The organism is Oxalicibacterium sp. (assembly GCF_057353965.1).
In genome coordinates this window covers 166898-181133 of sequence record NZ_JBMQZD010000001.1, presented here as the reverse complement: position 1 = coordinate 181133, position 14236 = coordinate 166898, and the positions used below count along the sequence as shown (strand labels likewise).

Genomic DNA, 14236 nt, shown 5'->3' with positions numbered 1-14236 from the left:
GGAAATTTATGAAACTGTCATTGAAAATTGTGATTCTTTCCATGTTGTTGTCGTATGGCCAGTTTGCGCTGGCGCAATCTGCCGAAGAGGCGCATGCGGAAGCACTGGCTTATACGATCGACGATATCGTCGCCCATTACCCGGCCAATTCGATCCAGTCGGTGGATATGGCCAATGTCGCGCTGACGGACGTACAGCAAGCGCGCGCGAAACTCGAAGCGCGATTCGAGGCGGAACAGCAGCTTTGCTATCCCAAGTTTTTCACTACGGCCTGCCTGAACAAGTCAATCGAGCGCAAGCGCCTGGATTTGCAGGCGGTGAAGAACATCGAGATTGAAGCCAACGCCTACATCCGGCATGCGCGTGTGGAAAAACGCGACCGGAAACTGGAAGAAAAGGCACGCGAGAGGGCGGAAAAGAACAAGGTCGATCCCATCCTGACGGCACCGCAGCCGGAAGAGTCCGCCACGCCTGTGGTACCGCCGGCCGACGTTGCGGACCCCGAGCGCAAGCAGAAGGCGGATGCCTATGCGAAGAAGGTGGCGGACCATGAAAAACGTCAGCAGCAACTGGAACAGGAGCGGCAGGCAGGCGCTGCCGAGCGCGCCGCGAATGTCGAAAAATATGAGGCCAAGCAAAAAGAGGCCGCGGAACGTCAGCGCAAGGTAGTCGAGCGCAAGGCGGAAAAGGAAAAGGCAGAAAAGGAAAAGCAGGCGAAGGCGGCTGCCGAAGCGAACCGTCCGCCGCCGACACCCGGCGAGTAAAAATTCGAGCGTAAATTGGTTTGCAGCGTTGCCGGCGGGACATTGGCAATCGCATAACGGGACCAATGAGGCATTCGTACGACAAATTATGCTGAATTGTGCAGCGTGCGACGATTTTCTTCCGGTATAATCAATCGGCGTGGAGATTCGAGCTTGTGGTGCAGTCTGTCTGTCATTCCTGTCTTGGTTGAAACGAACTATCGGGGTATTTACCCCACAACTTGAAAATAGGAATTGCAATGGCAACTGGTACCGTTAAATGGTTCAATGACGCAAAAGGCTTCGGCTTTATCACCCCGGACGAAGGCGGCGAAGATCTGTTCGCACACTTCTCGGCTATCCAAGACAGCGGCTTCAAATCGCTGCAGGAAAACCAGCGCGTTACTTTCGAAGTGACGACTGGCCCGAAAGGCAAGCAAGCTTCGAACATTCAAAAAGCCTAATCGGCGATTGAATGCATAAAAAAACCCCGGCATGCCGGGGTTTTTTGTTTTGCAGGAGCGCTCTTTGGCTGCGATGACGTTGCTGATAGACGTGGGTCTTGTCAGCCCTGACGCAGTACCGCGCGCAGGTTGCGTTCCTCCTGCCATGTACGCTGTTCGGCGTTGCGCGCCGCCGCATGCCGTTCATCTTCACTCTTGTCCGCGTGGGCCATGAGCAGCCTGTGCGCGATGCGCGGATCGGGCAGCGAGGTTCCGTAGAAGACGACATCGTCGCCGCGTTGGAGCAGCAGGGTAGGGAAGTTCTCCACGTCGAAATCGCCAACCAGGTCGGCACGATCTTCGATATCGATCCAGACAAACAATTTGTCCGGATGTTCGTTCGCCAGCGTATCGAAGCCGGGGCGATAGGCATTGCAGACGTCGCACCAGGCAGCGCACAGGCAGGCGACGACCCATGTGTCGTCTTTCATCTGTTGCGCCAGTTGCGACTTGTTTTCCTGGTCTAGTACGATGGTTGGCATCCCGTTATTCTACCGGTTTGCATCGGATCATGAGCGGCAGTGCAATGCTGCAGGGATTTGCACTGAACGTGTCGGTCTTGCACGGTAAAATACACGCCATGTCCACGATTCTCGCCATCGAAACCTCCGCCGATCTCGCATCTGCCGCCTTGCTGCGCAATGGCGTGCTTACGGTGCACGAGTCAGCCGGAGTCGCCAATCATTCGCAAACGATTCTGCCGATAGTGCAGGCGCTTCTATCCGATGCTGGTATTGCGTTGGCTGATTGCGATGCGATCGCCTTCGGCTCGGGGCCGGGATCGTTCACCGGCGTGCGTACGGCCTGCGGCATCGCGCAAGGATTGGCGTTCGGTGCCGAATTGCCGTTGCTGCCGACAGTGACGCTGCTGGCACTGGCGCGCGCCTGCCATGAGCAAAGCGGCGCAGCGGATGTGCTGGCGATCATCGATGCACGCATGGGAGAAGTCTACTGGGCGCAATATCGTTTTGGTGCGGGTGCAGACTGGCAGACAATCGTTGAACCCGCGTTGTCGTCTGCAGCGGATGTTGCACCTGTCGGCACTCCGGTTGCATGCGGCAATGGCTTGAAGGTTTATGAAAAGGATTTTGCCGGCCGTGCGTTTTTCGATGCGCAATGGGCCGACCTTGTGCCGCACGCCGCGCAGGTGGCGACGTTGGGCGCCGCTGCCTTTGAGCGAGGAGAGGGCGTGCACGCCGATGCGGCGGAACCGCTTTATCTGCGCAACAAGGTCGCGCTGACAACCAGCGAACGCATGGCGAAGGCGGAAGCAAAGGAGACGGCATGAGCATGGTGTTCAGCGCGCCGCCGGCCTCCGATGAGTCGGTGCATGAATTCCGTTTTTTTCGCATGCAGCCATCCGATATCAGCGATGTGCTGGCAATCGAAAACGACGTCTATCCATTCCCGTGGACGCGCGGCAATTTTCTCGATTCGATCAGCAGCAATTATGAAACCTGGCTGTTGCGCGATGCCGCTGGCGCATTGACCGGCTATTTCCTTTTGATGTTGTCGGTGGACGACGCCCATTTGCTCAACATTACCGTGCATCGCGATATGCAGGGACAGGGGATCGGCCTGTTGTTGCTCGACAAGGCCAGGGCGATCACGCGTGAGAAAAAACTGCATGCGATGCTGCTGGAAGTTCGGCCATCGAATACGCGTGCGGAAAAAATCTATCGACAGTACGGCTTCACGCGCATCGGCGTGCGCAAGGGGTACTATCCGGCACCGAACAACGAGCGTGAGGATGCCATTGTCATGAAATTGGTGCTATGAGCGATACGGCACGCCGCACGGCGTTTCTGCACGAGATGGGGCTGGGGCCGATCTGGCAACAGCGTAGCCGCGCATTCGTGAACGATGTCGAGGTGCCGGCGATACCGTTGGCGGATGAGCCGGCATTGGCGTCGACGATTCCCGAGCCGGTTGCTGCATCACCAGTGGACTCGGCATTCGCCATGGTCGATGCCGCCGTAGACAGGGAAACGGCAATCGCCGGCATGGATTGGGAGGAACTGCAAGCGGCGGTATCCGGCTGCACCAGCTGCAATCTGTGCAAGACGCGCACGAAAACGGTATTCGGCGTCGGCGACCGCAAGGCGCGCTGGATGTTCATCGGCGAAGGTCCAGGCCGCAACGAGGATCTGCAAGGCATGCCTTTCGTCGGCCCGGCCGGCAAACTGCTCGACAACATGATGGTGGCGATGGGATTGAAGCGTGGCGAAAACACCTATATCGCCAACATCGTCAAATGTCGTCCGACGGATGCCAACAAGCGCGACCGGCCGCCGGAAGCCGACGAATCCGGCGCCTGCATGCCGTACCTGCAGCGGCAGATTGCACTGATCCGGCCGACCGTGATCGTCGCGCTCGGCAAGACGGCGGCATTGTCGCTGCTGCAGCTGGACCCTTCCACGCCGGTCAGCCGCTTGCGCGGCAAGGTATATCGCCATGGCGATATACCGTTGATCGTCACCTACCATCCCGCTTATCTGTTGCGTAATCTGCCGGACAAGAGCAAGGCATGGGCCGATCTGTGTCTGGCGATGCAGGCATATGAAGGCGGCAACTGATTCTGCGGCACGTCCTGCCGCTACTTTTCAGGAAGAGTTCCATCGGCGCTGGTCGCATCTGCGCGATCCGCAGGTGCGCAGCCTTGCATGGCTGCTGGATGCGCCTGATCTACTCGACGCGTCCGACAGGCGATGGCAGGGACGTATCGCTTCGCTGACCGGCATTGCTGATGCAGAAACGGCTGCATGGTTGCGCGAGCTTGACGATAAACCCCAAGCCTTGCATGCACATCTGGATGTGCGGCCGTTTTCCCGTCTCGGCCGTCATGCGGAAAAGCTGATGTCTTTCTATCTGCTGCACCGTGGCGTCCTGGTTGCGCATGGCGTGCAGGTTCGGGATGAGAACAATACGATAGGCGAATTCGATTTTCTGGTGCGGCTGAATGCGCAACTCGTGCATTGGGAATTTGCCACCAAGTTCTATCTGCTCGAATCCAGCGGTACCGGTGCGGATGCCGATTACTTCGTCGGCCCGAATCTGGCAGATACGCTGGGTGCGAAGATGCACAAGATCTTCGATCGGCAATTGTTGCTGTCGTCCCATCCGGCGGCTCGGGCAGTATTGCCTGGGACGGTGGCGCTGGCGCAGGCCCTGGTGAAGGGATGGCTGTTTTACCGTGATGGCGATGCCTGGTCGCCGCATGTGCATGGCACCTCACCGGCGCATTGCCGCGGATTCTGGTGTGCGTTGAGCGAAATGGAAAATCACCCCGACGAGCGTTATGCCGTCCTGCCGCGCCTGCAATGGCTGGCGCCGATACGGTTGCCGTCGCAGGAGACGATGACGAAGAAAGCATTGCTGGCGCATTTGTCTGCACATTTCGCGCAGGACACGATGCCGGTGATGGTGGCGCGCATGGCAGAGGGTGGCGATTGCGCCATCGAGGCCGAGAGAGGATTCGTCGTGCCGGACGACTGGCGCACACGCGCCGGGCAGCGCGTGCAATTGGGACGATCCGGAAGCTAAGGGTTCTAGTGCTTAGGTTCGCCGATCAGCGATAGCGAATCGTGCTCGCGCTGGTTGGCGGCATGGCGGCGCATGATCAGATACATTGTGCCGGCAACGAACAGACCGAACAGGACGATCACGATGTCGATGTCCAGATCGATCTTGACCATCAGCGCATACAGCAGAAGCATCGTCAGCACCGACAGGTTTTCATTGAAGTTTTGCACTGCAATTGAATGGCCGGCGCTCATCAGCACATGGCCGCGATGTTGCAGCAGCGCATTCATCGGCACGACGAAATAGCCGGACAGCGCGCCCACCAGCACCAGCAAAGGATAGGCGATCAGCGTGGTATGCACCATCGTCATTGCCATGACGACGATACCCATGACGATGCCGAGCGGCATCACGGATAGCGATTTCTTCAGCGGAACGAAACGAGCGGCCGCCATTGCACCAACTGCCACGCCGCAGGCGACGATGCCTTGCAGAATGGCGGCCTTGTCGAGCGGCATGCCCAGCGATTGCTCCGCCCACTTCAGCACGATGAACTGCAATGTGGCGCCGGCACCCCAGAACAAGGTGGTGACGGCCAGCGAGATTTGGCCGAGGCGGTCTTTCCACAGTGTGGTGAAGCAGCCGGCAAAATCGGCGATCAGTTTGATCGGGTTGCGTTCCTGATGCGGATAACGTGCGCCGGTATCGGGAATCCGTAGGTTGAAGAGGGCGGCCAGTAGATAAGTGATGGCGATGACGCACAACGCCGCTTCGGCCGGTGTGTCGATACCGAGATCGATGATCGGAAAATCGAAGGCCAGCAGTTCGGCAGCAATGCGCGGATTGATCAATGCGCCGCCCATCACGGTACCAAGAATGATCGACGCCACCGTCAGGCCTTCGATCCAGCCATTGGCGGCGACCAGTTTTTCTGCCGGCAGCAATTCGGTCAGGATGCCGTATTTGGCCGGCGAATAGGCCGCGGCACCGAAGCCGACGACCGCATACGCCAGCAGTGGATGAACACTGAAGAACATCATCGCGCAACCTGCAATCTTGATCAGGTTGGTGATGAACATGACGCGTCCCTTGGGCAGCGCATCGGCGAAGGCGCCGACGAAGGCGGCAAGCAGAACGTAGGACAGGACGAAGAACAGTTTCAGCAGCGGGGTCATCCAGTCGGGGGACTGCATGGTTGTCAACAAAGCGATGGCGGCGATGAGAAGGGCATTGTCGGCGAGCGAGGAAAAAAACTGCGCCGCCATGATGGTGTAAAAACCGCGATTCATCCGCATCAACTCTTTTTGCTGTGTGTCTGTCTGTGTCTCCGGCCTGCTTTATACCATGAAAATCGTGAACGCCAGATGAAATGACCGGCGCGATGCAGGCATCGTCCGGTAAAATGCACGATCTGCCCGATTGACCGTTCCCACCGATTCACGTATGCCAAGACCGCTCGTCGCCACTATCGATATCGCCGCTCTTAGACACAATCTTGCCGTCGCGAGGAAATGTGCGCCGGCAGCAAGAATTCTGGCGGTCGTCAAGGCGAATGCATACGGGCACGGATTGGCGCGCGCCTTGCGCGGTTTTGCCGATGCGGACGGCCTTGGCCTGATCGAGCCGGAAGGCGCGATCGAGCTGCGCCAGTCGGGCTGGACCAAGCGCATCGTCCTGCTGGAAGGATTTTTCGATGAAGCTGATCTGCGGACCGTCCTCGATTTCGAGCTGGATACGGTTGTCCATTCTCTCGCCCAGCTGGATATGCTGGAAAAAATCCAGTCAGTCCGGCAGGATGCGCAAATCGATGTGCATCTGAAAGTAAACAGCGGCATGAACCGTCTGGGCTTCATGCCTGCCGATTGTCCCGCCATCTGGAAACGATTGCGTGTGTTGCCGTTCGTGCGCGATATCGGATTCGTTACGCATTTTGCCAATGCGGAAGAGGGCGATCATCCTGTGCTGCCGCCGTCGGAGCAGGTACGTCGCTTCAAGGCCGCGACTGGCGATCTGTCGGGCGAGCGCAGTCTCTCCAATTCCGCTGGTGACCTGATGCATCCGGAATTCGCCGCCGACTGGGTGCGCCCTGGCGTGATGCTGTACGGTGCCACGCCGGCAGAACGGTCCGCCGCTTCCTTTGATCTGAAACCGGCAATGACCTTGCAGACGGAGGTGATCGGCATTCAGCAGATTGCCGCCGGCGATGCAGTGGGCTACGGCAGCCGTTTCGTGGCCGAGCGGCCGATGAGCATAGGCGTCGTCGCATGCGGCTATGCGGACGGTTATCCGCGCCATGCACCGGATGGTACGCCGATTCTGGTCGATGGCATTCGTACACGTGTCGTCGGCCGTGTATCGATGGACATGATCACCGTTGATCTGACGCCGGTTCCCGACGCGCACATCGGCAGCAAGGTGACCCTGTGGGGCGAAGGTTTGCCGATCGACGAAGTCGCCAATGCAGCCGGTACCGTGGGATACGAATTGATGTGCGCGATCATGCCGCGCGTACGGGTCGTCGAGGTTGGCGACTGATTTTTGCAGTGATCGTCGCATTCACGCTAGAACAACATAACCGAAACAAACAAGTACAGATGGCTAAAGCCAAAACCAATTACACCTGCAGCGAATGCGGCGGCGTTTCCGCCAAGTGGGGCGGCCAGTGCCCGTCCTGCGGCGCGTGGAATACGCTGGTGGAAAACGTCGTCGAAAGCGCCGGTGCGAATCGCTTTTCGGCGCAGCACCAGGGACTGGTGCAGACGGCGCCGGTGCTGAGTCTGGCCGACATCGAGGCGCTGGACGTGCCGCGCTTCGGTACCGGCATCGAGGAATTCGATCGCGTGCTGGGCGGCGGGCTGGTGGCCGGCGGTGTCGTGCTGATCGGCGGCGATCCGGGCATTGGAAAATCCACGCTGCTGCTGCAGGCGCTGTCCAATCTGTCGAAGATCAAGAAGGTGTTGTACGTCAGCGGCGAGGAATCCGGCGCGCAGATCGCGTTGCGTGCGAAACGCCTGTCGGTGGACGGTCGTGAGCTGAAGCTGCAGGCGGAAATCCAGCTCGAGAAGATCCTCAATACGCTGGCCGAGCACAAGCCGGAAGTTGCCGTCATCGATTCGATCCAAACTATCTATTCGGATGCGCTAACGTCTGCGCCGGGTTCGGTGGCGCAGGTGCGCGAATGCGCGGCACAACTGACGCGCGTGGCCAAGCAGAACGGCATCACGATCATCATGGTTGGCCATGTGACGAAGGAAGGTTCGCTGGCCGGTCCGCGCGTGCTGGAGCACATCGTGGACACCGTGCTGTATTTCGAAGGCGATACGCATTCGAGTTTTCGCCTCGTGCGTGCGATCAAGAACCGCTTCGGTGCCGTCAACGAACTGGGCGTGTTTGCAATGACCGAAAAGGGATTGAAGGGCGTCTCCAATCCATCGGCACTGTTCCTGTCACAGCACGACAATCCGGTGCCGGGCTCCTGCGTGATGGTGACGCAGGAAGGCACGCGGCCGCTGCTGGTGGAAATCCAGGCGCTGGTGGACAGCTCACACGTGCCGAATGCGCGTCGATTGTCAGTCGGCCTGGAACAGAATCGGCTGGCGATGCTGCTTGCGGTGCTGCATCGGCATGCCGGCATCGCGGCCTTCGATCAGGACGTATTCATCAATGCCGTCGGTGGCGTGAAGATCACCGAACCCGCCGCCGATCTGGCGGTGCTGCTGGCGATCCATTCATCGATGCGCAGCAAGCCGTTGCCGCGCGGTCTGGTTGTGTTCGGTGAAGTCGGCCTGGCTGGCGAGATTCGTCCCGCACCACGGGGACAGGAACGCCTGCGCGAAGCGGCCAAGCTGGGCTTTTCGATGGCGCTGATTCCGAAAGCGAATGCGCCCAAGCAAAAGATCGAAGGGTTGAAGGTTATCGGCGTCGAGCGTATCGACGAAGCGATGAACCGTGTGCGCGAATTGGAATAAGTGCGGGTAGCGGCTTGAGGCTAGCTGGCCGCAATGTGTTCCTTCAATAGGCGTGCCGCCTTGACGCCGCTGCGCACGGCAGACTCCAACGTCGCCGGATAGTCGCCTGCCAGATAGTCGCCGGCAATTGCAAGATCGGGAAATGCCGTTTGTTCGACAGGGCGCTTCAGTGCCGGCGTGCAGGAATAGGTGGCACGCTTTTCGGTGATGACGCGTGCCCAATCCGGATGCGCGAGTTCGGGGCGCTCGAAGGCATCGGCGAGTTGCGTCGTCACAGCTTGGATCAGAGCCTCGTGTCCATCAGCGATGGCAGCGGTCGACGCGCTGATGACGACGGCGAACAAGCCGTCCTGTTGTGCATCGAGCTGGCCGCGGTCGAAAACAAATTGTCCCGGTCTATTGGTTGCATCGTCGAGCAAGGCAAAGAACGGTTGCGTGAGACGCGTGCCGGACGGATATTGCACATAGCAGGTGCTGATTGGTTCGTAGGCAAAGTCCGGAAACGGTTGGCCCGTCGCTTCGGCCAGCAGGCTTGCTGTCTGCAGAGCAGGCGTGGCGACAATTACCGCATCGAAGATCGCTTCTTCATTTCCCGCTGTTGCCAGCATCCACCCTTTGTCCGTCTTGCACATGCTTTGGACGGCCGTGCCCATCCTGATTTCTCCATCATGCTTTTCGATAAAGCTGGCTGCGTGTTGCGGGAACAGCGTGCTCAGATCGACCTTGGGAATCAACATGTCGGATGCCGCACGACGAGCACCAAGGCTGTCGCGCAGAACATTCAGGAAAACCTGCGCCGAGGCGCGTTCCGGCGGCGTGTTCAGCGCGGCGATGCAGAGCGGTTGCCACATCAGCCGGATCAATCGTTCGGTTTGATCGTAGCGCTGCAGCAATGTCGTCACACTGCAATCGTCGTTCAGCCGCCAGTCCATCCAGCGCGCGGTCGTCGAGAAGCGCGCGAGCGCCAGCTTGTCGTCGCGCGTCAATCCCTGCGCGCGCCATAACGCCATGAGCAGATGCAGCGGGGCGGGCAAGCGCGGCGCGATGAAGTCCATGCCGTCGCAGCCGGCCGGATAGCGCATTTGCAGCGGCAGGCGCAGTAACGCCGTGTCGGGATCGACGCCGGTCATTTCGAGCAGGCGCAGGGTTTCTGTGTAGGCGCCGAGCAGGATGTGCTGGCCGTTGTCCAGCTGTCTGCCGTCGAGTTCGACGGCACGTGCGCGGCCACCCAGCGTGCGTGCCGCCTCGAACAGTGTGACCTTGCAACCGGCATCCGCCAGCTCGACAGCTGCGGCGCAGCCGGCCCAGCCGGCACCGATGACGGCGACGGAAGTTATCATGGGAAGCAGGAAGTCGGTCCGTCAGCCGCGCACATAGGTAGTCCAGGCCAGCCACAGCTTGCGTAGCGGCGTCAGCGAGATGCGCTGGTTCAGCACATGAAAACCGTCGCGTTCGACTTCGCCGAGCAGCGCGCGATAGATGGCTGCCATGATGAGGCCGGGGCGTTGTGCGCGGCGATCTTCCTTCGGCAACAAGGCAAAGGCTTCATCGTACAGGCGTTGCGCGCGTTCGGCCTGGAAACGCATCAATTGCTCGAAGCGATCGCTGTGGCGCGCATTCAGGATGTCGGCGGCGGTAACGTTGAACTGCTGCAGTTCACTGACCGGCAGATAGATGCGGCCTTTGCGTGCATCCTCGCCGACGTCGCGAATGATGTTCGTCAACTGGAAGGCGAGGCCGAGTTTTTCCGCATATTGCAGCGTCTGCGGATTGGTGACGCCGAAGATGTTGGCCGACAGGATGCCGACCACACCGGCCACATGCCAGCAATATTTCTGCAAGCCGGCAAAGTCGAGATAACGCGTCTGATCCAGATCCATTTCCATGCCATCGACGATGGCGGTCAGCTTGTCGCCGTCGATAGCATATGGCTCGAGATGCGGTTGCAGCGCCTGCATGACCGGATGCGTCGCGTTGCCGGCCATCAGTGCCGCGATTTCGGTACGCCACCATGCAAGCTTGATGCGGGCGACGCCGGCATCCGTGCATTCGTCGACGGTATCGTCCACTTCGCGGCAGAACGCATACAGCGCAGTGATGGCGCGGCGCCGGTCCGGCGGCAGGAACAGGAAGCTGTAATAGAAACTCGATCCGCTTTGCGCGGCTTTTTGTTGGCAGTATTCGTCGGGGGACATGGGTGTGGGCGCTTTGCGCTGAATTTGCGCTGAATCAAGCCGCTATGCTAGCCGAGTCGGGCAATGGCGACAAATCATGATGATGCGTGCAGTCGAGAGCGCATGCGCAATGTGCGCCACAGGATGCGCAGCCAGTCGCCACTGTCCAGTTTGGGGCGGCGGCGATGGACGTCGAAATCGACATGCTCGATCTTTTCCAGAATGCGCAAGCCGCCATGCACCACCATGCGCAATTCCCAACCGATCCGGCCGGGCAACCGCAGTGCCAGCGGTGCGCCGGCAAGCAGCATCTCGCGTGCGCGTGCGACTTCGAACCACATCAGCGCACGCCATGCATCGTGGGTGCGCCGTTCGGACATGTCTCGTTCGGATATGCGGAAGCGGAGCAGATCTTCCTGCGGCAGATAGATGCGCTGTTTTTTCAGGTCGATTGCCACGTCCTGCCAGAAGTTGATCAGTTGCAGCGCCGAGCATATCGCATCCGAATCGCGCAGATTGGGTTCGGTCGCGGCGTCGTACAGATGCAGCATCAGGATGCCGACCGGATTGGCGGAGCGACGGCAATAGTCGAGCAGGGTGTCGAAATCGTCGTAGCGCTGGACGAGCACGTCCTGCTTGAACGCCGACAACAGATCGCGGAACGGCTGCAGCGGAAGCGCATGTTCGTGGATGACGCGCGCCAGAGGCTGAAACAGCGGGACGGTTGTCGGCTGGCCGGATGCGATTTTGTCCAGTTCCATTTCATATCCGGTCAACGCTGCCAGCCGTTGATCCGGGGTTGCATCGCCTTCATCGGCCAGATCGTCGGCGCTGCGGGCGAATGCGTAAATGGCTTCTACCGCCGGGCGCAGGCGGGCGGGCAGCAGCAGCGAAGCAACGGGAAAATTTTCGTAGTGGTCGACAGGCATGGGAACGCTAGCCAAGGATTGCCAGAGCGCATGGTAAAGGAAAAAGCGATGCTTGCCGCTGGAATGGCGGGCCGAGGTTGGCATGGCAAAGTGTCAAAAATCAGCGCAGCGATGTCAAAATCCAGTAAAATCCCGGGTTGAAGTTGAAAAGCCGGCATCATGGCAGCGCAGGGCGACACGCATTCACTTCGTGGTCGCCCTTTGCTTTTTGTCGGCGCACCGATCCCGCGAGGATGGCGAAATTGGTAGACGCACCAGGTTTAGGTCCTGACGCCAGCAATGGTGTGGGGGTTCGAGTCCCCCTCCTCGCACCACGAAAGTATTCTTAATTTTTTGGACGATTCACATGGCAACTGCAGTCGAAACCCTCGAAAAACTCGAACGCCGCATCACCATCAACGTGCCAGTCGCTGACGTACAGGCCGAAGTGGAAAAGCGCCTGAAAGTACGCGCACGCACGGCCAAGGCGCCGGGCTTCCGTCCGGGCAAGGTTCCGATGAAGATGGTTGCACAGCAATACGGCTATCAGATCGAGAATGAAGTGCTGAACGACAAGGTCGGCCGCGCATTCAGCGAAGCGACCAGCGAAAACAATCTGCGCGTTGCCGGTTTCCCGAAAATCGAACCGAAGACCGAAGGCGCCGCCGAAGGCACGATCGCATTCGATGCGACCTTTGAAGTCTATCCGGAAGTGAAGATCGGCGATCTGTCGCAGGCGGAAGTCGAAAAGGTTGCGACCGACGTCAGCGAAGCCGAAATCGACAAGACGATCGACATCCTGCGCAAGCAGCGCGTGCATTACCACGTCAAGGGCGAGCAGAGCGCGCACGGTGACGGCGGTTCTGACCTGACGGCAAAGAACGGCGATCGCGTCACCATCGATTTCGTCGGCACGATCGACGGCGTCGAATTCCAGGGCGGCAAGGCTGACGACTACGCCTTCGTGCTGGGCGAAGGCCGCATGCTGGCCGAATTCGAAAACGGCACGCTGGGCCTGAAGGTCGGCGAATCGCGCACCTTCCCGCTGTCGTTCCCGGCCGATTACCATGGCGCCGACGTGGCTGGCAAAACTGCTGAATTCAAAGTCACGCTGAAGCAGATCGAGTGGGCGCACATGCCGGAAGTCGACGCTGAATTCGCCAAATCGCTGGGTATTCCCGATGGCGATCTGGGCAAGATGCGCGAAGACATCAAATCCAATCTGCAGCGTGAAGTCGGTAACCGCATCAAGGCGCGCGTCAAGGACAGCGTGATGGACGCACTGATCAAGAACAGCGAACTGGATGTGCCGAAGGCGCTGGTCGATCAGGAAGTCGACCGCCTGATGGAACAGACCCGCCAGGATATGATGCAACGCGGCATGAAGATCAACAACGACATGCCGTTCCCGCGCGAGCTGTTCAGCGAGCAGGCAGAACGCCGTGTGCGTCTGGGCCTGATTCTGGCCGACATCGTCAAGACCAACGAACTGCAGGCCAAGCCGGAACAGGTGAGCACGCAGGTCGAGGAATTCGCGCAGAGCTACGAAGATCCGCAACAGGTTATCAAGTATTATTTCAGCGATCGCAACCGCCTGGCCGAAATCGAAGCACTTGTTTTGGAAGAAAACGTCGTCAATTACGTGCTGGGCAAGGCGAAGGTGACCGAGAAGCCGGTTGCGTTCGACGAATTGATGGGTAACAACGCACAAGGCTGATAGCGCAACGCACGATAATGAGCGCCTTGTGCGCTCTCTTCGAGGAAAGCAGATGACGACAAGCATGATCCGTACTTCCGCGCTCGATACCGACATGCTCGGTATGGTGCCGATGGTGATCGAACAAAGCGGCCGTGGTGAGCGCGCGTATGACATTTATTCGCGACTGCTGAAAGAACGCATCATTTTTCTGGTCGGCCCGGTCAACGACCAGTCGGCCAATCTGATCGTCGCGCAGATGCTGTTCCTGGAAAGCGAGAATCCGGACAAGGATATTTCCTTGTACATCAACTCGCCGGGCGGTTCGGTTTCGGCCGGCATGGCGATCTACGACACGATGCAGTTCATCAAGCCGAACGTCTCGACGCTGTGCACCGGTCTGGCGGCTTCGATGGGCGCTTTCCTGCTGGCAGCAGGCGAGAAGGGCAAGCGTTTTTCGTTGCCGAATTCGCGCATCATGATTCATCAGCCGCTGGGCGGTGCGCAGGGCCAGGCTTCGGATATCGAAATCCAGGCGCGTGAAATCCTTTATCTGCGGGAACGTTTGAACGGCATTCTTGCCGAACGTACCGGAAAGTCGGTAGAGGAAATCTCCAAGGACACTGATCGCGACAATTTCATGTCGGCAGAAGCTGCTGTGGAATATGGCATGATTGACAAGGTTCTGATGCATCGCGAATAACACGACGCCTGTCGAAATC

Annotated in this window: 15 protein-coding genes and 1 tRNA gene; 11 read left to right on the top strand and 5 right to left on the bottom strand. The window is 59.1% G+C overall.

All coding sequences use genetic code 11. The features are described from left to right. Positions 1 to 8 precede the first annotated feature (8 nt). Both ACO1VH_RS00885 and ACO1VH_RS00880 read left to right on the top strand, forming a co-directional pair. Positions 9 to 764, top strand: a complete 756-nt coding sequence (locus ACO1VH_RS00885; protein ID WP_486241694.1) for a hypothetical protein — start codon at positions 9 to 11, stop codon at positions 762 to 764. 239 nt (positions 765 to 1003) lie between these two features. Beyond that, the gene (locus ACO1VH_RS00880; protein ID WP_188419062.1) at positions 1004 to 1207 is read left to right on the top strand and encodes a cold-shock protein; all 204 of its coding nucleotides are present in this window, start codon (positions 1004 to 1006) and stop codon (positions 1205 to 1207) included. Positions 1208 to 1308: 101 nt separating this feature from the next. Here ACO1VH_RS00880 and ACO1VH_RS00875 read toward each other — a convergent pair whose 3' ends face one another. Then, positions 1309 to 1728, bottom strand: coding sequence for a thioredoxin family protein (locus ACO1VH_RS00875; protein WP_486241692.1), 420 nt, complete (start codon positions 1726 to 1728; stop codon positions 1309 to 1311). Positions 1729 to 1826: 98 nt separating this feature from the next. On the opposite strand from ACO1VH_RS00875, the gene tsaB reads away from it, so the two are divergent. The 4 genes from tsaB to ACO1VH_RS00855 are packed head-to-tail and all read left to right on the top strand — an operon-like array spanning position 1827 to position 4789. Then, entirely contained in the window at positions 1827 to 2534 is a 708-nt protein-coding gene (gene tsaB, locus ACO1VH_RS00870; protein ID WP_486242798.1) for a tRNA (adenosine(37)-N6)-threonylcarbamoyltransferase complex dimerization subunit type 1 TsaB, read from the top strand. Further along, on the top strand, positions 2531 to 3025 hold the full coding sequence (gene rimI / locus ACO1VH_RS00865) for a ribosomal protein S18-alanine N-acetyltransferase (protein WP_486241690.1): 495 nt from the start codon (positions 2531 to 2533) through the stop codon (positions 3023 to 3025). Before tsaB ends, rimI begins: the two co-directional genes overlap by 4 nt. Continuing rightward, complete coding sequence (locus ACO1VH_RS00860) at positions 3022 to 3822, top strand: uracil-DNA glycosylase (RefSeq protein WP_486241688.1); 801 nt, start codon at positions 3022 to 3024, stop codon at positions 3820 to 3822. The genes rimI and ACO1VH_RS00860 overlap by 4 nt, the downstream gene beginning before the upstream one ends. Next, positions 3806 to 4789, top strand: a complete 984-nt coding sequence (locus ACO1VH_RS00855; protein WP_486241686.1) for a DUF1853 family protein — start codon at positions 3806 to 3808, stop codon at positions 4787 to 4789. The genes ACO1VH_RS00860 and ACO1VH_RS00855 overlap by 17 nt, the downstream gene beginning before the upstream one ends. A 5-nt stretch (positions 4790 to 4794) precedes the next feature. Here the strand turns inward: ACO1VH_RS00855 and lplT are convergent, their stop codons facing one another. Next, on the bottom strand, positions 4795 to 6057 hold the full coding sequence (gene lplT, locus ACO1VH_RS00850) for a lysophospholipid transporter LplT (RefSeq protein WP_486241684.1): 1263 nt from the start codon (positions 6055 to 6057) through the stop codon (positions 4795 to 4797). A 154-nt stretch (positions 6058 to 6211) separates the two neighbouring features. Between lplT and alr the strand changes: the two genes are divergently transcribed. Further along, positions 6212 to 7303: an alanine racemase gene (gene alr, locus ACO1VH_RS00845; RefSeq protein WP_486241682.1), complete on the top strand. Its 1092-nt coding sequence runs from the start codon at positions 6212 to 6214 to the stop codon at positions 7301 to 7303. Between the two features lie 59 nt (positions 7304 to 7362). Then, positions 7363 to 8736 carry a DNA repair protein RadA gene (gene radA / locus ACO1VH_RS00840; RefSeq protein ID WP_486241680.1) on the top strand — a complete coding sequence of 458 codons (1374 nt, stop codon included), beginning with the start codon at positions 7363 to 7365 and terminating at the stop codon, positions 8734 to 8736. Between the two features lie 20 nt (positions 8737 to 8756). Here radA and hpnE read toward each other — a convergent pair whose 3' ends face one another. From hpnE to hpnC, 3 genes are all read right to left on the bottom strand, one after another. Next, a complete protein-coding gene (gene hpnE / locus ACO1VH_RS00835) occupies positions 8757 to 10076 on the bottom strand; it encodes a hydroxysqualene dehydroxylase HpnE (RefSeq protein WP_486241678.1) in 1320 nt (439 codons plus the stop codon). Positions 10077 to 10097: 21 nt separating this feature from the next. After that, a complete protein-coding gene (gene hpnD, locus ACO1VH_RS00830; RefSeq protein ID WP_486241676.1) occupies positions 10098 to 10931 on the bottom strand; it encodes a presqualene diphosphate synthase HpnD in 834 nt (277 codons plus the stop codon). Between the two features lie 74 nt (positions 10932 to 11005). Further along, entirely contained in the window at positions 11006 to 11839 is an 834-nt protein-coding gene (gene hpnC, locus ACO1VH_RS00825) for a squalene synthase HpnC (RefSeq protein WP_486241674.1), read from the bottom strand. A gap of 227 nt (positions 11840 to 12066) precedes the next feature. Here hpnC and ACO1VH_RS00820 point away from each other — a divergent pair. From ACO1VH_RS00820 to clpP, 3 genes are all read left to right on the top strand, one after another. Then, a tRNA-Leu gene (locus ACO1VH_RS00820) sits at positions 12067 to 12153 on the top strand. Between the two features lie 32 nt (positions 12154 to 12185). Next, the gene (gene tig / locus ACO1VH_RS00815; protein WP_486241672.1) at positions 12186 to 13535 is read left to right on the top strand and encodes a trigger factor; all 1350 of its coding nucleotides are present in this window, start codon (positions 12186 to 12188) and stop codon (positions 13533 to 13535) included. A 52-nt stretch (positions 13536 to 13587) separates the two neighbouring features. After that, positions 13588 to 14217 carry an ATP-dependent Clp endopeptidase proteolytic subunit ClpP gene (gene clpP / locus ACO1VH_RS00810; RefSeq protein ID WP_308632356.1) on the top strand — a complete coding sequence of 210 codons (630 nt, stop codon included), beginning with the start codon at positions 13588 to 13590 and terminating at the stop codon, positions 14215 to 14217. Positions 14218 to 14236 lie beyond the last annotated feature (19 nt).